General features: G+C 68.0%; 13 protein-coding genes. 5 read left to right on the forward strand and 8 right to left on the reverse strand.

From position 1 onward, the window contains the following. Positions 1–180 precede the first annotated feature (180 nt). The 8 genes from G398_RS15780 to G398_RS15790 all read right to left on the reverse strand — a co-directional run bounded on the left by G398_RS15780 (position 181) and on the right by G398_RS15790 (position 15191). Positions 181–2796 (reverse strand): OmcA/MtrC family decaheme c-type cytochrome, encoded by a 2616-nt coding sequence (locus G398_RS15780; protein WP_084511915.1) that lies wholly within the window; start codon positions 2794–2796, stop codon positions 181–183. A 409-nt stretch (positions 2797–3205) separates the two neighbouring features. Further along, positions 3206–5866: an OmcA/MtrC family decaheme c-type cytochrome gene (locus G398_RS0103075; RefSeq protein ID WP_026852516.1), complete on the reverse strand. Its 2661-nt coding sequence runs from the start codon at positions 5864–5866 to the stop codon at positions 3206–3208. 437 nt (positions 5867–6303) lie between these two features. Then, positions 6304–8955, reverse strand: a complete 2652-nt coding sequence (locus tag G398_RS0103080; RefSeq protein WP_026852517.1) for an OmcA/MtrC family decaheme c-type cytochrome — start codon at positions 8953–8955, stop codon at positions 6304–6306. Between the two features lie 334 nt (positions 8956–9289). Next, entirely contained in the window at positions 9290–9691 is a 402-nt protein-coding gene (locus tag G398_RS15785; RefSeq protein ID WP_043483321.1) for a ComEA family DNA-binding protein, read from the reverse strand. Positions 9692–9863: 172 nt separating this feature from the next. Beyond that, entirely contained in the window at positions 9864–12548 is a 2685-nt protein-coding gene (locus G398_RS0103090; RefSeq protein WP_026852518.1) for an OmcA/MtrC family decaheme c-type cytochrome, read from the reverse strand. A gap of 104 nt (positions 12549–12652) precedes the next feature. Then, entirely contained in the window at positions 12653–13306 is a 654-nt protein-coding gene (locus tag G398_RS0103095; protein ID WP_157492263.1) for a hypothetical protein, read from the reverse strand. 29 nt (positions 13307–13335) lie between these two features. Next, positions 13336–13809, reverse strand: coding sequence for a hypothetical protein (locus G398_RS0103100; protein ID WP_026852520.1), 474 nt, complete (start codon positions 13807–13809; stop codon positions 13336–13338). Further along, complete coding sequence (locus G398_RS15790) at positions 13809–15191, reverse strand: hypothetical protein (RefSeq protein WP_157492264.1); 1383 nt, start codon at positions 15189–15191, stop codon at positions 13809–13811. Before G398_RS15790 ends, G398_RS0103100 begins: the two co-directional genes overlap by 1 nt. A 527-nt stretch (positions 15192–15718) precedes the next feature. Here G398_RS15790 and G398_RS15795 point away from each other — a divergent pair. The 5 genes from G398_RS15795 (at position 15719) to G398_RS15805 (ending at position 21453) form a co-directional block, all read left to right on the forward strand. After that, positions 15719–17365, forward strand: coding sequence for a thiamine pyrophosphate-dependent enzyme (locus G398_RS15795; protein WP_043483326.1), 1647 nt, complete (start codon positions 15719–15721; stop codon positions 17363–17365). After that, complete coding sequence (locus tag G398_RS0103115) at positions 17362–17961, forward strand: indolepyruvate oxidoreductase subunit beta (RefSeq protein WP_043483329.1); 600 nt, start codon at positions 17362–17364, stop codon at positions 17959–17961. The genes G398_RS15795 and G398_RS0103115 overlap by 4 nt, the downstream gene beginning before the upstream one ends. Position 17962: 1 nt before the next feature. Next, positions 17963–20104 carry an acetate--CoA ligase family protein gene (locus G398_RS0103120; protein ID WP_026852522.1) on the forward strand — a complete coding sequence of 714 codons (2142 nt, stop codon included), beginning with the start codon at positions 17963–17965 and terminating at the stop codon, positions 20102–20104. A 63-nt stretch (positions 20105–20167) separates the two neighbouring features. Then, entirely contained in the window at positions 20168–20935 is a 768-nt protein-coding gene (locus tag G398_RS19180) for a YwiC-like family protein (protein WP_052571271.1), read from the forward strand. Between the two features lie 71 nt (positions 20936–21006). Further along, entirely contained in the window at positions 21007–21453 is a 447-nt protein-coding gene (locus G398_RS15805; RefSeq protein WP_052571273.1) for an RrF2 family transcriptional regulator, read from the forward strand. Positions 21454–21483 lie beyond the last annotated feature (30 nt).

Below are 21483 nucleotides of genomic sequence, written 5' to 3' on the forward strand. Positions count from 1 at the left end.
TCTAACGAGTCAACCACCCTTGTGACCTAAGTCACCATCAGGGCGGTGCTTGGAAAAAACATTAAGATCATTGGCGTTCAAGGCCGTGAAAAACGACCCGGGCACCAGGAGGCACCCGGGTCGCGGTCTTCGTGGAAGGGGCGGAGGAACCCGCCCCTTCCGGGCTGTCGCTAGGGCTGGCTAGTGCACCTTGGCGGGATCGTAGGTGGCGCCTGCGCCGTGGCAGATGCCGCAGGATTCCCCGGCCAGGTTGAGGGTGCTGCGGAGCGCGAGCACCTGGCCGCCGTTCTGGTTCATGTGGGCCTTGGCGATGGTGCTGTCGTGGCAGCTGACGCAGGCGGCCGTGAAGGGCGTGGTCACCAGGTCGTTCGCATTGTTGGTCGTCAGCGCGGCCTTGGCATCTGCCGGCGTGCGGCTGACACCATTGAGGAACACGCCGTTGTCCGCTTCCTGGCGGGAGGCCAGAGCATTGGCGGGCACCGCGCTGTAGCCGGTGGGCGTATGGCAGCTCTGGCAGTTGCTCAGGATGCCCGGGAAGCCGATGTTGGCGCCGTCGATCAGGGCGATGGCCGAGGGCGTCCGGTCGCGGGCGATCTTGATGGACGTGGTGCGGTCCTTCCCGGCATGGAGGCCGTGGATCATGTCCTTGAAGTTGTTGGTGACCTGCGGGAAGGCCAGCGCGGCGTTCGGCAGGGTCTTGTCGAACTTCCAGGCGGTGAGGATGGCCTGGTCGGCGGCCGTGAAGGCATAGGCCTGGAGAGCGGTGTCGGCGATGCCGCGGCCGCTGGTGGTCAGGCCCGGAACGTGGCACTGGACACAGACCTGGACTTCGTAGACGCGGTTGCCGCCGTGGCCTTCGAACCACTCGTGGCACTTGGCGCACTTGGCGGAATCGATGACGGTGCGGCGGACGCTGTCGCCGGTCACGGGCTTGATGACCGAGATGGCGTGGCGGGCGACGTTACCCGTGGCGATGACCTGGGTGAAGTAGCCCTGCAGCGAGACAGAGCGCATCTTCGCGCCGACCGGGAAGATCTTCGTGCCCACCAGGTTGGCGGTGTAGTAGCCGCTGGCATCAGGCCCGGAGAGGGTCCCGCGGGTGGCGGCGTAGTTGGGATCCAGCAGGTTGGCGATGGAGACGCTGATGGGCTGGAAGTTGGAGGAGCCGCTGCCGAGGTTGTTGTAGTCGGCCGGAGCGGCCACGCCGTCCTGAGGCATTGCATAGGCCAGCAGGAAGGAAGGTGAACCCGTGAAGCCGTCCAGGGGGTTGGCCATGGCGGCGGCGGGGGCCAGGAAGGTGGCGTCGGCGCCATCCACCTTGACCTTGAAGACCACGGTCGCGGTGGTGTCGGTGGCCGCGGCGGACTTGATCTCGTAGGTGACGTTCTTCAGGCCCGCGGGGATGGCCGGGTTGTTGGGCGTCACGTTGTTGGCCATGTGGTAGGTCTTGATCGCGTCCGAGGTGTGGCAGATGGTGCAGGCCTGGTCGTCGGTCAGGGGGACGTTGGTGCCCGGCATGTGGTTGATGCCCGTGGCGAAGTCCACGCCGTCATGGCAGGAGCCGCAGGCCAGGCGGGTGGGCTTGACGCTCCAGTTGGCGGCCTGGGGGACATCCGAGTGGCACTTGGCGCACATCTTCTGCCCGCCATCCAGGATGGAGTAGCCGATGTTGTTGTAGAGGACGTTCGCGTAGTTGTAGCCGGTCTTGGTCAGTTCCTTGCCCATGTGGATCTGGTGGACCATGGTGGGGAAGTCGCCGGCGGCCTTGCCATTGATCTTGTAGGTGCTGCCGCTGAAGCCGGTGGCGGTGGTGGTGGCTTCGGCGCGGCCGAACTTGCGCTGGTCCGTGTGGCAGACCACGCAGTAGCGCGCTTCCACCCGGCCGCCGCCGTGGAAGGCGAGCTTCCCGTGGCATTCGTTGCAGCGGTTGATGGAGACGACGTCGCGGATGTCCGTACCGGCCGCCACGGGGGCACCGGTGGAGGGCACGAAGTCGTAGATCACATTGATGGGGTTCTCCATGGCCACGCCCGGGGTGAGCGTCACGCCGTCGGGCGTGTTGCTGCCGGTGCCAGGGGCGTTGCCCGAGAACTGCAGGGTGATGCGGTGGACGAGCGTGGGCGCGTAAGCCACGTCACCCAGGTCGGCCTTGACGCTGGGAGCCGTGTAGGTAGCCGCGTCCAGGGCCGCCTGGGTCTTGGTGATGTCGCGGTAGAAGGTGTACTTGTAGGTGCCGTCGCCGTTGTCCACCAGGGTGCCGGTGTTGTCGGTGGTGGGCGTGGTGGGGCCGGCCGGAACGGCGGCGCCGGTGGAGGCCTTGATCGCCGGCACGGAGGTCACGATGTAGCTGACCCACTTGCTGGGGGCCTTGGAGGTGGCATCCTCGGGCACCAGCTTCGCGATGGCGAAGGCCAGGTTGGGATAGCTGCTCAGGGTGGCGAGGTTGCCGCTCCGATCGGGGACGGTGCTCTTCGACGTGACTGCGCCGAGGCCCACGATGGGCGTGCCTGCGGCGTCCGTGAGCTTGAAGTTCACGACCGGGGCGGCGCCCATGGTGACGGAGGTGATCGTGCCGGTGGGCTTGAGGGCGGTCCACTGCTCCGCGGACAGCTTGGACACATCCAGCTTGGGGGTGGCGTTGGTGCCGTTGGTCCCGTTGGTCCCGTTGGTCCCGTTGGTGCCGTTGGTGCCGTTCAGGCCGGCGGGACCGGTCTTCCCGTCGCAGGCGATCAGCCCCAGGAGGACGGCCGTGGCGGCGATGGCGCCACAGAGATGTTTCAAAGGTCGTTGTTGCATGCTTCATCCTCCTGCTGGGGATTCAAGCTGCGGTTGTGGGGGTAGGGGTAAGGAGCGCTCCTCTGGACCGGAGGGACTCGCGGATCCGGCACGGGAACCCGGCGCTGGCTTCTGCCTGTGACACTGGGAACACACACGCCTCCCGGGAGAGAGTTCCGTCAGGGATTCGTCAATGATGATCAATCGGTAATTTAATGAGTCAAGCCCCTTGTGACCCTAGTCACCACCTGGATTTGGATTAGAAAAAACAAGTGATTTTCAATAGGTAATAGGTCCTTTCTTACCTTTTGTTAAGAGGCCAAAAGGTCCGCTTTGCGGAGAACTCCCATGACAAAAGAGGACCCGGCCGGGGCCGGGTCCTCCTTGAGCGCGGGTGGTGGCGCCGGGGCGCTGGCCCCGGCGGGGGATGTCACTTGAAGGTCATGTGGACCGTCTTGATGTCCGCGGTGCGGCCGGAGCCGTGGCAGACGAGGCACTGCTCCATCCGGGTGGCCAGGACGGCGCGGGTTTCGTTGATGGTCGCCCCATTGCCCCTCATGTGGGCCACTGCGGCCTGGTTGTCATGGCAGGCGAAGCAGGCGGCCGTGATGGGCGAGACGACGAGGGTGTTGGACGTGGCTTCCGTGCTGACTCCCGTGGTGCTCGCGAAGGAGAACTGGGTGCCGTAGTTCCCCCAGCTGACGAAGGGCGAGTAGTAGTTCCCGAAGGGCTCATTGCCCGTGGTGACCACCGGCAGGGTGGACCCGGCGGGGAGGAGCGTCCCGTCCACGGCCTTCATGTAGTCGCCATAGGCCGTGGTGGAGGGCAGGAGGTTCGGGACCACGGAGGCCGTGGCGGACAGGTCGTAGGTGCCGGACAGGTGGCAGGCCTCGCAGTTGTTCAGGATGGCCGGATAGGTCGGCTTCCAGAGCTGTGTGACGTCGGCGTGCCAGGAGAACTTGTTCTCGCGGACCGCGGAGGCATGCAGGGCATGGATGGAATCCTTGGCGTTCACGCTCCAGCCGTTGTTGGCCCGGTTCACCGTGTGGCAGAAGGTGCAGGAGACGGCGTCGTTCCGCTGGCCGGCATGGTAGACCTTCGAGGTGAAGATGCCGAGCGTCGCGTGGCAGTCATTGCACTTGGCGTTGCTGACGATGGTCCGGCGGGCCGCCTGGGTGGCGAAGCCGGCAGGCAGTGTGCCGCTGACGAGCTTGGTGACGTTGGGGGCCGGGACACTCACGCCGCCCTGCATCTTCCCGTCGGTGTTGTAGGCGTAGCCCGCCACGTTGGTCTGGGTGAGCGGCTGGCCCGTGGGAAGGTTGTAGGAGTAGCCGATGCCGCCGGTGATCATGGTGGCGGTGGTGGGGATGACCAGGTTCTTGATGGTCAGGGTGTAGTAGCCGCTGGCGTCGGGGCCCGTCATGTCGCTGGTGGTGACGGTCCTGTTCCAGACGTTGCGGATGGAGACGCTGGTGGAGGCGTTGTAGTCGCCGGGCTTGGCGATGCCGTCCTGGGGTACGGCGAAGACGATGTAGGCGGAGGGCCCGCCCACGAAGTTCGGGAGCAGTTCGACGGTCCCGTCGGCGGCGGCGGGCTGGGCGTTGAAGGCCGCGGCGGCGCCGTCGAGGAGGAACCGGAACTTGAAGACCGGCTGGGCGCTGGCATTGAGGGTGACGCTGGCCAGGTCCCAGGTGGGCTTCACCGCGCCGGCGGGCAGGTTGCCGGTGTAGCCGGCCACGAAGGAGGCATTGGTGTTCTTGTTCGTGCCGCCGTTCAGGAAGTTGTTCGGGTCGGGCGAGACCACGGGCACATGCATGAGCTTGATGCCGGCGGTGCCGTGGCAGGAGGAGCAGTTCACATCGGAAGTGGCGGCACCACCCGGATGGTTGGCGCCGGTGGCCCAGACGATGGCGTCATGGCAGGCGCCGCAGGCCAGCCGGCTGGGGGCGGTATTCCAGTTGTCGCCCTGGGGGGCCACGGCGGCGCTGTGGCACTTCACGCAGTTCCGCTGGTCCTGCGGGTAGGTGGTGTGGTTGTACCGGACGCCGAACTGGTTGTAGCCCTGGTAGTAGAGCTCTTCGCCCATGTGGATCTTGTGGATCATGTTGGGGAAGTTGGGCAGGCCCATGCCCTGGAGCCGCGCCGTGTAGACGCCGTAGGCCCCGGGAACCAGGGTGGTGCCGCTGGCCGGCATGGACTCGGTGCTGCCGTACTTGTGCTGCTCCGTGTGGCACACCACGCAGAGGCGCACATCATGGACGGGCGGGAAGTAGTTGGCATGGAACGCGAGCTTGGTGTGGCAGCTGTTGCAGCCGGCCTGGTCCGCGATCACGCGCTGGGGATCCGTGGCGACCACCGCCTTGCCCGTGGAGGGGATGAAGTCATAGGAGAGGTTGGCCGAGCCCAGGGCCTGCACGGTGGTGCCCGGCTTGGCGCCGCCCGCCATGATGATCAGCCGGTGGGTGGCGTCCGGCTTGTAGGTCAGGTCGTCCAGGTCGGCTTTGAGGTGGGTGGCATCGTCGGTGGTGGCATCCACGTAGCCTTTGACCTTGGTGATGTCGAGGGCGAAGGTGTAGGTGTACGTGCCGTCGAGGTTGTCCTTCAGGACGCCGTCATTCTCATGCTCGGCGAAACCCGGCTTGGCGACCTGCCCGGCCGCCGGCGTCTCGGTGACGACGTAGTTGACCCACCGGCTGGGGCTCTTGGTGGTGGTGTCGGCGGGAACCAGCTTGGCGATGCTGAAGCCGAAGTTGGGGTACTTCCCGTTCGCCGCTTTCTGGGCCAGGCCGCTGACCGGCGTGCCCTTGGCATCCGTGAGGGTGAAGGTCACCACCGGCGCGCCGCCCATGGTGACGCTGTTGATGGTGCCCTGGAGGGAAAGCTGGGCCCACTCGGCATCGCTCAGCTGAGCGGCGTTCACGGTGATGACCGCATTGGTGCCGTTGGTGCCGTTCGTGCCGTTGGTGCCGTTGGTGCCGTTGATGCCGTTGGCGCCAGCCGCGCCGGTCTTGCCGTCACAGGCGACCATCGCCAGGAGCAGGGCCGAGGCGGCGAGGGCGCCCGCGAACTGTTTCAGGGGTCGGTGTTGCATGGTTCTTCCTCCTCCGGGTAGGGGACTGCAAGGGGTTCAGGCGGGCTGCATGCGGGGTGGGCGCGTTGCCCGATGCCACCGGCCAGCCGGGCCTTTTCCCGTCCCCCGCCCCTCGGGGCGGAGGGGGCGCGGGGCATGGCCGGCGGTTCGTGGCATGGGAAGCACACCTCCTCGGGTTGCAACTCCATCTGAATTTCGCCAATCAGGATCCTCCGGTAATTTATGGAGTCAACCAGCCTTGTGATCTGTGTCACGTCGGTCGTGACACTTGCAGGACGATGCCGGTACGCGCCAGGGCCCCTGCAATGCGCGGGGGCCCTGGCAAATTGGAGGCATGACAAACAGGAAAAGGACCCGGAGCTGGAAGGCGTCCGGGTCCTCACCGTGGGGTCAAACGTCGCCGGAGCGCGGTCGGAACCGCGCGCCGGCGGGGGACATCACTTGAAGGTCATGTGGACGGCCTTGATGTCGGCCGTGCGGCCGGAACCGTGGCAGACCATGCACTGCTCGACCTTGAGGAGCGCCGTCGCGCGGGGCTCATTGAAGGCGCCGCCGTTGCCCCTGAAGTGGGCGATGGCGACCGGCGTGTCGTGGCAGCCGGCGCAGGCCGAGGTGACCGGCGAGTTCACCAGGGTGGTGCCCGCGGCCTGGGTGGTGGTCTGGGTGGACGCGGTGTACTTAAAGCCCACGCCGTAGTCCACGCCCGGGGTGATGAAGGGCGAGATCACGGTGGCGCCGGCGACCGTCTCGTTCCCCGTGAGGATCGGGAAGGCCGTGGCGGGCGTCAGGCCCGTGGCGGTGGTGCTCCAGAGCAGGTTCGGGAGCGCGGCGGCATTGGCGCTGTTGCTGAAGTCGTACGAGCCGGGGACGTGGCAGGCTTCGCAGTTGTTCAGGATCCCGGGGTAGGTCACGTTCCAGAACGTGGCGCCGTTGGCGGCCTGCCAGGAGAACTTGTTCACGCGCTTGGCGGAACCATGCAGGGCGTGGATGAAGTCCTTTTCGTTGACGGCCCAGCCATCGGTGCCGTGGTCCCCCACGTAGTTCGCGTTGTGGCAGAAGGTGCAGGTCGCGGCGTCATTGCGCTCGCCGGAGTGGTAGGCCTCCTTCGTGAACACACCCAGGTAGGCGTGGCAGTCGTTGCACTTCTGGTTGCTCACGATGGCGCGGCGCGCGCTCTGGGCGGCGAAGCCGGTGGGCAGAGTCCCGCCGACGACCTTGGTGACGTTGGGCGCAGGCACGCTCAGGCCGCCGGTTCCGGTGTTCGGAGTGGCACCCGGGGTGTAGGGATAGGCCGGAAGGTCAATCTCGGTCAGGGGCAGGGAGCCATAGCTGTAAACGTAGCCGATGCCGCCCGTGATCTGGGTGGCGCTGGCGGGAAGCGCGGTAAGAATGGTCAGGCTGTAGTAGCCGTTGGCGTCGGGGCCCGTCATGGTCGAGGTGGTGACGGTCTTGTTCCAGACGTTGCGGACATAGGCGCTGACCGTGGCGTTCCAGTCGGCGGGCTTGGCGATGCCGTCCTGGGGAACGCCGAAGGCCACGTAGACGCTGGGGCCGCCCACATAGCCGGACATCAGCTCGGCGCTGGCGTCGGCGGCGGCGGGCTGGGCATTGAAGACCACCGGGCTGCCGTCCTTGAGGAAGCGGAAGGTCACCACGGGCTGGCTGCTGGCGTTCAGCGTGACGCTCTTCAGGTCATAGGTGATCTGGTGCGCGCCGGCCGGCAGGGCGTTCTTGTAGTCCGCGATGTAGGATCCGTTGGTGTGCGTTCCAAGGCCCCAGGTGGTGCTGGGGGCGACCAGCGGAGTGTGGATCACCTGCATCTGGGAGGCGCCGTGGCAGCTCGTGCAGTTCAGGTCGCTGGTCTGGGGACCGCCGGCGTGGTTCGCGCCGGTCGCCCAGACGATGCTGTCATGGCAGGCGCCGCAGGCCAGACGGCTAGGCACGTCCTTCCAGTTGTCGCCCTGCGGGGTGGCCGCGGACGCGGTGTGGCACTTGGTGCAGTTCCGCTGATCCTGCGGGTAGGTGGTCTCGTTGTAGAGGACGCCGAACTGGTTGTAGCCCTGGTAGGTGAGCTCCTCGCCCATGTGGATGCGGTGGACCATGGCGGGGAAGTTGGCCAGGGCCATGCCCTGCAGCCGCTGGGTGGCGAACCCGTAGATGCCGGGAACCAGCGTGGTGCCGCTGGCGGGCAGGGATTCGGTGGCGCCGTACTTGTGCTGCTCGGTGTGGCAGACCGCGCAGAGATGCGCGTCGTTGATGGAGGGGAAGAAGTTGGCGTGCATGGCCAGCTTCGTGTGGCAGGTGTTGCAGGAAGAGATGTCCACGACCAGCCGGTTGGGATCGGTGGCGGTCACCGCCTTGCCCGTGGCGGGAATGAAGTCGTAGTAGAGGTTCGCCGAGGTCAGGGCCTCGACTCCGCTGCCGGGCTGCTTGCCGCCGATGCTGGCGACCAGGCGGTGGGTCAGGGTCGGGGTGTAGGTCAGGTCGTCCAGGTCCGCCCGGAGGTGGGTGGCGTCATAGGTCGCGCCGTCCGCGTAGCTCTGGGCCTTGGTGATGTCCAGGGCGAAGGTGTAGGTGTAGGTGCCGTTCCCGTTGTCGACGAGGGTGCCGTAGTTCTCGGGTTCGGTGTAGTTGGTCTTCGCGGGCTGGCCGGCTTCCGGCGTCTCCACCACGTTGTAGTTGACCCAGCGGCTGGGCCACTTGGTCGTCGGATCGGCGGGCATCAGCTTCGCGATGGTGAAGGCGAAGTTGGGGTACTTGCCGGTCGCGTCCTTCTTGGCCAGGCCGGACACGGGCGTGCCCTTGCCATCCTTGACCGTGAAGTTCACCACGGGCGCCCCGCCCATGGTCACGCTGTCGATGGAGCCCTGGAGGGAGAGCTGGCTCCACTCCGCGGCGGTGAGCTGGGCGGCGTTCACGGTGATGGCGGGGGTGGTGCCGTTGGTGCCATTGGTGCCGTTGGTGCCGTTGGTGCCATTGGTGCCGTTGAGACCGGCGGCGCCGGTCTTGCCGTTACAGCCGATCAGCACCAGGGCGATGGCTGCGGCGGCGACGGCGCCGGCGAGCTGTTTCAGGGGGCGAGGTTGCATGGTGGATCCTCCTGGGAAATGGGACTGCTGACGATGGGCGAAGAATGGCCGGACGGCGCGCCGGCATACTCCCTCCACGCACCCCGCGGGGGAGGCTGGACTGGAGGGGCGGCTTTCGGTGCGTGCCATGTCGGCAAACTCCTTGGGACGCGGTCCCGACAGGAATTCATATAATCAGGATCTACGGGTCATTTGATGAGTCAATGACCTCGAGGTCCTTTGTGATGAGTGTCACGGAAGCCATGACACTGGAGATCGGGGCCTTAAATCGGCATGAAAAGGCCCCCGGAGTCCGGGGGCCGTCGAGCTGGGACCTTGACCCAGGATCTGCCGGTTACTTGGTCGGCACCTTCACCCCGGCCTGCCGGGCCACGATGCGCGTCCTGAGGGTCTGGAAGAGGCTCTCGGGAATGACGTTGTTGGTGACCAGGAACGCCTTGGACTTGTAGGGGCGCCCCGCGATGATCTTGTCCGCATAGGCGTCCGTGATGCCCGGGAGGGTCTTCAGCTGGTCCTTGGTGGCGCTGTTGATGTCGACCGCCTTGGCATCGCTCTCCGCCTTGGCCTTGGCCCGCGCCTTGGCCTTGGCTGCCGCGGCCTTCGAGCGGCCAGGCTTCGGGGACTTGGCCTTGGACTCGGCCTTTCGCGGCACGTCAGCCTCCTGGGCCCGGGCCGGAACGGCAGGGGCAAGGAGGGCCGAGAGGGCCAGGGTCATTGTCAGCAGGGGGTTCTTCATGGGGACCTCGTGAGCCGGAGGCCGAATTCTCCGGCCGCTGCGGCGGCCTTGTCAATCGGCCGTTGAGGGGGGAAAGCAGGAAAAGGACCCGGAGCTGGAAGGCGTCCGGGTCCTCACCGTGTCGTTCAAACGTCGCCGGAGCGCGGTGGGAACCGCGCCCCGGCGGGGGACATCACTTGAAGGTCATGTGGACGGCCTTGATGTCGGCCGTGCGGCCGGAACCGTGGCAGACCATGCACTGCTCGACCTTCAGGAGGCCGGTCGCCCGGGGCTCGTAGAAGGCGCCGCCATTGCCCTTGAAGTGCGCGATGGCAGCCGCGGAATCGTGGCAGGCGGAGCAGGCCGAGGTGATCGGCGAGTTGATCAGCGTCGTGCCGGCCGCGTCGACGTAGGGCGTCGTGGAACCGGTCGCGAAGTTGGTCGTGTAGCCCGCGCCGTAGGCGGTGTTCGCCGTGATGAAGGGCGAGAAGTAGTTCACGGGCATGGGCTCGGTCCCGGTGATGACCACGGGCGTGCTCGCGGGCGTGGTGCCGGCGATGGTGGTGGTGGGCAGCATGCTGGGGATCGCGGCCGCGTTGGTGCTGTTGCTGAAGTCGTACGAGCCGGACACGTGGCAGGCTTCGCAGTTGTTCAGGACACCGGGGTAGGTCACTTCCCAGAAGGCGGAGCCCGTGGAGGAGTGCCAGGAGTACTTGTTCACCCGCTTGCTGGCGCCATGGAGGGCGTGGACCGCTTCCTTGATGGTCGCCGCCCAACCGGTGGTGCCGCTGTTCTTGTTCGGGGTGTGGCAGAAGGCGCAGGTGGTGGCGTCGTTGCGCTCACCGGCGTGGTAGGCCTCCTTCGTGAACACGCCCAGCACCGCGTGGCAGTCGTTGCACTTCTGGTTGGCCACGATGGTGCGGCGGCCGGCCTGGGCCGCGAAGCCCGCGGGCAGGGTCCCGCTCACCAGCTTGGTGACGTTGGGCGGAGGCACGCTCAGGCCGCCCATCATCGTGGTGGTGTCGTAGGCGTAGCCCGCCACGTTGGTCTGCGTGATGGACTGGGTGTTCTTGTTGTAGGTGTAGCCGATGCCGCCGGTGATCATCGTGGCGGTCGCGGGGATCTGCACGCCCGTGAGCGTGACCTTGTAGTAGCCGTTCGCGTCGGGGCCGGTCAGGGTGCCTGCGCCGGTGCCGGTGGCCGTGCCGTTCCAGATCTTCTTGAGATAGCCGCTGACGGTCGCGTTCCAGTCCGCCGGCTTCGCGATGCCGTCCTGCGGCACGGCGAAGGCCAGGTAGACGCTGGGGGCGCCCACGAAGTTGTCCCACAGCTCGGTCTTGCCGCTGCCGAACACGTTGAAGTCCGCGCGCTGGCCGTCCTGGAGGAACCGGAACTCGAAGACCGGCTGGGCGCTGGCGTTCAGCGTCACGCTCTTGAGGTCCCAGGTCACCTTGATGGCGCCGGCGGGCAGGTTGCTGGTGTAGGCGGAGATGTACGAGCCGTTCGTGTAGCCGCCCGTGGCGAAGGCCGGGTTCGGCGGCGTCGCGGGGATGTGCACGAGCTTGATGCCCGCCGACCCGTGGCAGCTGCTGCAGTTCAGGTCGCTCGTCTGGGGCCCGCCCAGGTGGTTCGTGCCAGCCACCCAGTCGATGCCGTCGTGGCAGGCGCCACAGGCCATGCGGCTGGGGTTGGTGTTCCAGGCCTCACCCTGGGGGGTGGCGGCGATGGAAGCGGTGTGGCACTTGGAGCAGTTGCGGAGGTCCTGCGGGTAGGTGGTCTCGTTGAAGTTGATCCCGGCGTAGAGGTAGCCGGTCTTGTTCAGCTCCTCACCCGCGTGGAGGCGGTGGATGAAGGCGGGGAAGTCGCCCACGGCCAGGCCGTTGATCTTGTAAGTGCCGGTCGAACCACTCGGGGGCGCCACAGTCGTGGCGGTCGAGACGGCCTCGGCGTTGCCGTACTTGCGCTGGTCGGTGTGGCAGACCACGCAGTACTCGGCCTTGATGCGGTTGCCGCCGTGGACCTCGAAGCGGGTGTGGCAGCTGTTGCAGGAGGCCGTGTCCACGATGTTGCGTTGGGCGTCGGCGGCCGGAGCGGCGCCGGTGGCGGGCACGAAATCGTAGAGGATGTTGGCGGGGGTCAGGATGGGCACGCCGGTGACGCCGCTGTTGGAGCCGTCGGGCGTGTTGGTGCTGGTGCCGCGGGCGTTGCCGCCGATCTGGATGCTGATGCGGTGGGTCAGGTTGGCCTGGTAGCTCACGTCGCCGAGGTCGGTGCGGACCTGGTTCTTCGTGGCGTCGTAGGCATAGCCGTCCAGGAAGGCCTGGGTGGCCGTGATGTCACGGTAGAAGGTGTACTTGTAGGAACCGTCGCCATTGTCCACCAGGGTGCCCGTGTTGTCGGTGCTGGGCTTGCTGGGGGCCGCGGCGGTGGTGGTGGTGGGCATCGTGGTGACGATGTAGTTCACCCACTTGCTGGGGCTGCCGCTGGCGCCGGGCACCAGCTTCGCGATGCTGAAGCCGAAGGCGGAGTAGCTGGGGGCCAGGGCGTTGGAGGCCTTGGTGGTGAAGCCGAGGCCGCTGACGGGGGTGCCCTTGCCGTCGGTGACGGTGAAGTTGACGACGGGCTTGGCGCCCATGGTCACGCTGGTCACGGTGCCGTTGAGGGTCAGCTGGCTCCACTGGTCGGCGGTGAGCTGGGCGGCGTTCACGGTGATGACGCCGTTGGTGCCGTTGGTACCGTTGGTGCCATTGGTACCGTTGGTGCCATTGGTGCCGTTGAGGCCGGCGGCGCCCGTCTTGCCGTTACAGCCGATCAGCACCAGGGCGATGGCTGCGGCGGCGACGGCGCCGGCGAGCTGTTTCAGGGGACGGTGTTGCATGTGGGTTTCTCCTTGAGGTAGGGGAGGTCAGGGGTGACTGCGAGTGAACAGACGGGTACTGCATCGAAACGATCGATCAGAAGGGCACCTCCTGGATCTGGGATCTAGAAGCTCGTGCCGTGGCAGAGGGTGTTGTTGAAGCAGCCAGGTGCGGTGCCGGCGGGGGCCGGGGTCACAGGCTTGAGGGAGGAGTTCGCCCCATTGGTGTGGCACTGGGCGCAGGCGGGAGCGTTCCCGCCGTTGGTGTTGACGTGGCTGGGCGAGGTGAAGGTGGCTCCGCGCCAGGGGGCATCGGGGTGCGGGGCCTTGGTGTGGCAGGATTTGCAGGACACAGCCAGGCCATCCGTGTAGTTCGGGCCGTGGCACTTGGTGCAGTAGGCGAAGCCGGAACCGTTGACCACGGTCCCGCCGATCACCTGGGTGACGGCTGGAACGGCCTGGGCGCCCAGGCGGCCGTGCTGGCTCGGATCCGCCCAGCCCGCCGGGTGGTTCATGCCGCCGTTGGTGTGGCAGCTGAAGCAGCTCACCTTGGAGATGCCGCCGGCCTGCGCCGGATCCGAGGTGGAGCCGTGGCAGGTGCGGCACTGGTCCGGCGCCTTCGCGTACTCGGCGTAGTGGACCTGGATCCAGTTGGCCGGGTGCTGCCCGGTGGTGGCATTGAGCGGAGCGCCCTTCCCGGCGGTCCCGGCGCATCCCCAGGCGAGGAGCGCGAGGGCCATCGCGAAGCAGCTACCGGCCATCAGTTTCATTCGGCTCATGGTGTTCCCCTTGGACGCGATGCGGATCCCTACCGGTGGCAGGCCGCGCACTTCTCGTTATTGGCCCGGCCGTGGCAGGCGTAGCAGCTGGACGGATCCATCTTCCCTTCCATCCGGTGCAGGGTCATGAAGTCGCCCCGGTGCGGAGACTGGAGGTCGGGGCGGTCGCTGAACCGGGTAGAGGGCTTCATGGGGACCTTGGCGCCGTGGCAGTCCGCGCAGAAGGACTGGGCGTGGCAGGAGGCGCAGGTGTTGGAATCCTGGTTGGCCTGGAAGCGGTGGTCCTTCACGAAGGTGGGCGTGTGATCGAAGGAGGCGTACGGCTTCTGGGCGCCCTTGGCCACGTCGTTGCTGTGGCATTCGGAGCAGATGGGCCGGCCCGCGCCGAGCTCCTGGGGATGGGTCGCGGCGAAGCTCGTCTCAGGGGAGATGAGGCTGCAAGCCATCAGGAAGCCGAGCCCCAGCACGACACCGACGATCTTGAAAATCGAGTTCCGGGCCATTAGCGACCTCCCTTGCGAGCAAAGCCGAACCGATACTCGGCCCGGAGAAGTCCACGGGTCTCATGCTTGGCGACCGCGGTGCTTCCGTAGCTGACATCGCCGGACACCTTCACGTTCGTGGTGGCCTGGTATCCGAGCGAGCCCACCACTTCATAGATGTTCTTGATCCCCACCAGGTACGGGTTGTCCCTGTCGTACCGCTGGAGGATGCCGTCCAGGCTGGCGGTGAGCTTGCCCCGGGTGACCATGCCCCAGATCCGCGCCTCCTTGTGGCTCAGGCTGCGGTAGGGCCGGGCGGGATCCACGAACAGGGTGTTCGCGGCGTTCACCCAGTGGGCCCCCACGCCGCCGAGGAAGGTCCGCTCGCTGGAGCTCCAGCGGATCTCGCCGCCGCCGCGGTTCACGTCGCCGACGGTCTCGCGGTGCATGTGGCGGTAGTCGGCCACCAGCTGGACACCCGTGGGAGCGTTCCAGGTGATGCTGCCCCCGAAGCCGCGGAACATGTCGTTGTCGTCCTGGCGGAAGAGGGAGGGGAGGTTCGTCCCGGCGAAGAAGGCGTAGAAGTTCCGCTCGGCGTAGTTGCCCGTCACGGTGACCTGGCTGCCCACCTTCACGGTGGCGGTGTAGTCGTGCTCGGCGATGCGGGACCGGTCGCGGGTGCCGGGGGCCTGGTCCGGGTGGCTGGCCACGTCGAAGACGGTCCGGCCGCGGAGGTCGAAGACGCTGGCGGGGGTGATGCGGATGTCCACGCCCAGCTGCTTGCGCGTGTAGTCGATGGGCGAGGGGATGTCGAGGTCCTTGGCCGCCTCGGTCCCGTCCTGCAGGTAGGACACGCCGATCTCGCCGACCTTGGGCATGCGCCAGGCGAAGCGGGTGCCGAAGATGAAGTCCCGCTGGTATTCGTAGTCCGACTGGTTCCGGGGATCCACCGTCTTGAAGTAGACGGGCTTGCCGCCGAAGGCGGACACGGTGAAGCCGCCCCGCAGGTCCGTCCGGACGCTGACGCCGTCCACCTGCTCGAAGCCCGTGGCCTGGCTGGTGGTGAAGCGCCCGGCCTTGATCTCGGCGTTGGCCTGGTCGAAGCGGTACTGGAGGTAGCCGTAGTTCAGGTACCCGCCGGACTTGGAGCCGTCGAAGTTACTGGCGTCGCTCAGATCCGTCCGGCCCCACCCGAAGAGGTGCAGCGAGAGGTTGTCGGTGCCCAGCTTGGTGGCGTCGATGCCCAGGTACTGGGTGGCGGGAGTGAAGGTGGCCTTGTCAAAGCCCGGCGTCTCCTGCTTCCACATTTGGGCCATGGTGGTGCCGTACAGGCTCACCTCCTGGCCCCAGGCCGTGGCTGACATCAGTGTGGCAAGCAGGACCACTTGGGTTCGTGGCTTCATGATTCGCCTCATGCGGTGGCGTGGATGGACCGGGGTGGAAGAGCAGAAGGAGCAGAGCCGGGATCTTCGTAAAGGCCTGCCAGCGCGGGCCAGAACGCCGTGAAAGCTGATGGTGGCGTCAGAAACAAAACTATAGCCCCCACTCTGGCGACCTCAAGGGTGGAAATGATTGATTCCTGTATGGAAGTATGATTAATGAATTCATTGTTGCGACTGCCTAGATCAACATTAATAATTTAAAAATAAACATCTTATGATCAAATTGATTGTAAATAAAAATGGCAAAAAACATAGCAGTCGAAACAGGTTTACCCTTCTGGGACAAAGTTGTGACCGTTGCCACTGGAGAAAGGTTCCCAGTCTCAGGGATCGATTTGGACACCCGATGGGGTCCTTACTTATCTGATGGGCAGGTTCCCCGATGGCCCCTGGGCGGCCCGGCCCTCTGGTGGTCGGACCGTTCCCTGTGACCCCTGGCACTGGCGAGGCTCTGCATACTTTCCGGTTGGAAAAGGTCGGAGGTATTCATGATCCAGAGCACCCTCGCGCTGGGGGTCGAAGCGGTGGGATTCGCCGCCTTCGATGCCGGCATCAAGGGCGCGTTCGGTTATCCGGGCACGCCGTCCACGGAGGGGTTCGAAGCCGTCGAACAGCTCATCCTTGAGGCCCGGGACGGCCGGGCCGCCCAGTGGGCCGCCAACGAGAAGGTGGCCTACGACCTGGGGCTCGGCATGAGCTACGCGGGTTTCCGCAGCCTGGTGACCATGAAGCATGTGGGCCTCAACGTGGCCATGGACGCCTACGCCAACTCCGCCCTCACGGGCGTCCGGGGCGGCCTGGTGCTCCTGGTGGCCGACGATCCCGGCATGCACAGCAGCCAGAACGAGCAGGACAGCCGCCGCCTGGCCGAATTTGCCTGGCTGCCCTGCCTGGAGCCCAGCACCGTCCAGGAGTGCTACGACCTCACCCATCGCGCCTTCGAGCTGTCCGAGGCCCTCCAGGTGCCCGTGATGCTCCGCATCGTGACCCGCCTGGCCCATTGCCGGGCCGCCCTCCAGCGGAAGGAGCCCCTGGCCCCCGCGGCCCTGGGCCTGGTCCCCGAGGCCTCTGTCCAGGACTGGGTGCTCATCCCGGCCAACGCCCGCCGCCGCTATGTGAACCTGCTGGCCAAGCAGCCCCGGCTCATGGCCGAGGCCACCCCCCTCAACCGCCTGGTGCCCGGCCCCGCCCGCCGCGGCGTGGCCCTGGCCGGCATGGGCCGGGCCTATTTCGGGCAGCTGCTCCACGAGAACCCCGCCCTGGCGGAGCTGCCTCGCCTGGAAATCGCCGCCTACCCGGTGGACCCCGCCCTGGAGGAGGCCTTCCTGGCCCAGGTGGACGAGGTGGTGGTCTTCGAGGAGGACTACCCGGTGCTGGAGGAGCGCCTGGGCCTGCGCGGCACCGCCAGGGTCCGCGGGCGTCTGGACGGGGCCCTGCCCCGCACGGGCGAGCTGGCCCCCCGCCTGCTGAAGGCGGCCCTGGGCCTGGCGGCCTCGGCCGGCAAGGCCGCCGTCAGCCTCGACCTGCCCGTGCGGGCCCCCCGGTTCTGCGATGGCTGCGGCCATGTGGACGCCTACGGGGCCCTGCGGGATGCCCTCGCCAGCGTGGGCGCCCCGGGCACCCGCGTCTTCGGCGACATCGGCTGCTACACCCTGGCGGCCCAGGAGCCCATGGCCGCGGTCCACGCGGTGGTGGAGATGGGCGCCAGCATCAGCATGGCCGTGGGCGCCGCCCTCGCAGGCCAGACGCCCTCCGTGGCCGTCATCGGCGATTCCACCTTCGGGCACAGCGGCCTGCCGGCCCTGCTCACCGCGGCCGACAGCGGCGTGAACGTCACCGTGGTCATCCTCGACAACCGCGTGGTGGGCATGACGGGCCAGCAGCCCAGCCAGGCCCTCGACCAGGTGGAGCGCATGGCCCGGGGCATGGGCGTCGCCGCGGACCAGCTCCAGGTGCTGCTGCCCGTCCCGAAACAGCACGACGCCAACGTGGCGGCCCTGGCCACCGCCCTGCGGCATCCCGGCCTCTCGGTGGTGGTCTTCCGCCGGGAGTGCATCCAGTCCATCCGCCGCGGCGTCCTGAAGGATCACGACCGCCAGGAACGCGAGCGCTGCACCACCGAGGCCTGCTCATGAACGCTCCCCGCATCCACGGCATCGTCCTGTCCGGCGTCGGCGGCCAGGGGGTGCTCTCCCTCGCCCAGATCCTGCTGGAGGCCCTGCGCCGCAGCGGCCTCCACGCCCTGCAATCCGAGATCCACGGCATGAGCCAGCGGGGCGGCAGCGTCCACGCCCAAGTCTGCTACTCGGAGATCCCCCTCACCTCGCCCATCCTCGACGAGGGCGGCGCGGACCTGCTCATCGCCCTCGAGCCCCTGGAGGCCCTTCGCTATGTGTCCATGCTGCGCATGGACGGCCACCTGGTCGTCTCCGAGGAACCCCAGATGGACATGACGGGCTACCCGCCCCTGGACGACATCTACGCCGCCCTCAAGGCCGTGCGGGGCGCCCACCTCATCGACACCGAGGACCTGGCCCGCCGCCTCAACCACCGCCAGGCCGGGGGCATGGCCCTGCTGGGCATGGCCTCCCGCTACCTGCCCATCGAGGACGGCGTCTGGCGCGACGTCATCAGCCAGCGCTTCGAGGCCAAGGGCGCGCGCGTCACAGACAAGAACCTCGAGGCCTTCGAGGCCGGGCGAGGCCTGATCCACGACCCCGTGGGAGCCTGACATGACGACGACCAGCACGGGATTCCTCCACGAGGGGCGCGCCTACGGCCTGCTCGCCGCCGCGGGCCTGCGGGTCCCCCGCCACGGCTTCCTGGAGGCCGGGCCCCTGCCCTTCGCCTCCGGCGAGCCCATCGTCCTCAAGGGCATCGCGGACCAGCTCTGGCACAAATCCGATAAGGGCGCCGTCCACTTCGGGCCCTTCGACGAGGCGGCCCTGAAGGCCGAAGCCGCGGCCATGAAGGCCCGCGTCCCGGAGCACCCCTGGATCGGCGGCCTGGTCTGCGAGAAGGTGGCCTTCAAGCGCCTGCCGGGCCTGCCCACCGAGGCCCTGGTCTCCCTGAAGCGGGATCCGGATGCGGGCTGGCTCGTGGTCTGCGGGATCGGCGGCCTCCAGGCGGACGCCTGGGCGGCCCTGGCGCCGCCCCTGATCTGGCCCCTGGCCTTCTGCACGCCGGAGCAGGCCCTGGAGGATCTGCGCGAGCACTGGCTGGGCCGCACCTGGCTGGGCCGCCAGCGCGGCGCCGAAGCGCTCACCGATGAAAGGAAGCTCCTGGCCTTCCTCCAGGGCCTGTGGAAGGCCGCCGAAGGCCTGGACCGGGAGGGCGTCACCCTGTTGGAGCTGAACCCCGTGGTGCTGGACAGCGACGGCCTGCCCACGGCCCTGGACGGGGTGGGCACCCTGGAGGCGACCGCCCCCGAGGCTCTCGCAGTGCCGGATCCCGCCTGGTACCGCGCCCTGGTGTCCCCCCGGAACCTGGTGATCGCCGGCGTGTCCAACCGCGAGGGCACCGTGGGCCGCATCATCCTGGAGAACATCCAGCGCTCCACCCTGCCCCCGGGCGCCCTCCGCCTCATCAAGCCCGGCGCCACCGAGTTCCTGGGCCTGCCCTGCCTGGGCTCCGTGGCGGAGCTCGCCGCGGCCCCCACGGACCAGCTCATCCTCTCCCTGCCCGCGCCTCTGACCCTGGAGGTGGTGGAGCAGCTCTGCCGCCAGGGCGGCGGGGCCACGGTGGTCTACCTGGTGGCCGGCGGCCTGGGCGACGGCGCCGACTGCGAGGGCCTCGGCAAGCGGCTGATGGCCTGCCTCGACGAGCACCGCCGCGCCGGGAAGTGGACGCCGGCCCTGGTGGGGCCCAACGGCCTGGGCCTCTACAGTCCCGACCAGGACCTGAACACCCTCTTCATCCCCGACGAGAAGCTGCCCCTGCGTCCCCACCCCGGCCATGCCGCCCTGGTGAGCCAGAGCGGGGCCTTCCTCATCACACGCCTGAGCCGCCGCCCCGAGCTGGGCCTGCGGGCGGCGGTGGCCATCGGCAACCAGATGGACCTGCGCTGCTCGGACTTCCTGGCGGGCTTCGGTTCGGATCCGGCCGTGAAGGTGGTGGGCGCCTACTTGGAGGGCTTCGCCCCCGGCGACCTGCAGGCCACGGCCCGGGCGGCCAAGGCGCTCCGGGCCTCGGGCCGCCGCGTGCTGCTCTACAAGGGCGGGCGGAGCCAGGAGGGCATGGCCGCCGCCAGCAGCCACACGGGCGCCCTGGCGGGCGACCACGCCCTGCAGGCCAGCCTGCTGCGCCGGGCGGGGGTGATGCTGGCCGACCGTATCGAGGCCTTCGATGCGGCCTTCTCCTGGCTGGGCGCCTACGCCGAAGGCGCCCCCCGCCGCGTGGCCATCATGACCAACGCGGGCTTCGAGTCCGTGGCCTCCGCCGACCTGCTGGAAGGCCCCTTCCGCGGCGCGAAGCTCACCGGGGCGGAGACCGGCGCCCTGACCCGGACCATCGAGACCCACGGACTCACGGGCCTGGTGAGCCCCCGCCTGCCCCTGGACCTCACGCCCATGGCCGACGAAGCCGCCTACCTGGCCGGGGCCCGGCTCCTGCTCGCCTCCGAGGCGGACGTGGTGGTGGTGGGCCTGGTGCCCCTCACCCGCCGCCTGGGCACCGCGGACCCTGCGGCCTTCGTCCCCTTCGCCAACGCCCTGAGGGCACTGGCCCGGGACAGCGGCAAGTGGCTGGGCGTGGCCGTGGAAGGCGGCGCTCCCTACGACGCCTACCGCCAGGGCCTCCGCGAGGCCGGCCTTCCGGTCTTCCTCACCATGGAGGAAGCCCTGGAGGGCCTGCGGTTGATCGCTTCGGAGGTGTGACCTTCGGCATGGCCAGGACGGGAATCTGGGGTCAGACTCTATTTCGGATCCGAGAGGGCTGAAATGTCCCGAAGTCTGCCCCCCATACGCACCCTCCTCCCCGCCGAGCACGGCAGCTGGTTCATGCTCGGATTCCCGCTGGTGCTGGGTCTGCTGCTCCGCCCCGGCTGGGGTGGGCTCTGCCTGGGCCTGGCGGCCCTGGCCTTCTTCCTGGCCCGGCCGCCCCTCCGGCGGGTGCTCAGCGGCCAGCGCGATGCCCTCCAACTCCGGGCGCTTCTTCTGTTTGCCGGGCTCGCCGCGGCCTTCGGGGCCCTCACGTTCCTCATTTCGGGGCCGCGATTCCTGATTCCCCTGATCTGCGTGGCCCCGCTGGTGGTGCTGGCCCTGCGGGCGGACCTGGACCGGGCCGTGCGCTCCCTGACCGTGGAGCTGGCGGCCCAGGGCGCCTTCGCGGGCCTGGCGGCCGCCATCCTCGCGGCGGACGGCGCCCCTCTGCTTGAGGCCGGCCGGGCCTGGCTCCTGGCCACCCTCGTGGGGGGCGCGAACCTGGCCCACGTCCGGCGCCTCCTGGGGCACGCCCACAAGCTGGCCACGGAAGAGCTGGACCGGCGCCGGATCCCCGTCCACGTCCTCCACCTGCTCCTGATCGGGACTTCCGCCCTGCTGCTGGCCCCCCGCAACCTCGCCGGGATGATCTGGACCGGCTGGACCCTCCTGCTCTACCTGCGGGCCCTGGCACCCTACCGGCCGATCCCCGCTCGCACCCTGGGCTGGCGGGAGGGGGGCCTGAGCGTGCTGGGCCTCCTGCTCCTGTGGCGGGCCCTGCTCTGATCTCGGTCACAACTGGAGCTGGACTCCCAAATGACCCGCCATCGCCTCGAAATCGGAAGTAATATTCCGGAATGATCTTCTCGACCGCCACCGGCTACGCCCTCCGTGCCCTCGCCGCCCTGCCCGAGGACGGGAGCTTCTGCCTGGCCAAGGACCTGTCGGCCCGTCTCGAATTGCCGGGCCCCTACCTGGCGAAGATCCTCCAGGGTCTGGTGCAGGCCGATCTCCTGGAGTCTGTCCGCGGCCCCAAGGGGGGCTTCCGCCTCCTGCGTCCCGCCCACCGGATCACCGTGGGCGAGGTGGTCGTGGCCCTGGAGGGCCCGAACTCCATGGATGGCTGCATCATGGGCTTCCCCACCTGCGGCGGCGACCACCCCTGCCCCCTGCACGAGGCCTGGGGCGCCGTGAAGGCCCAGGTGGCCACCTCCATGACCGAGGCCACCATCCGGGACCTGCAGCTCATGGACCTGCGGCACCAGAAGGAAGCCAAGGACCGGCCGCCCTGCGAGAAGCCCTGAACTCAAGCCTGGATCTGGATCTGGAGCCTT

The organism is Geothrix fermentans DSM 14018 (genome assembly GCF_000428885.1).
Taxonomy (GTDB): domain Bacteria; phylum Acidobacteriota; class Holophagae; order Holophagales; family Holophagaceae; genus Geothrix; species Geothrix fermentans.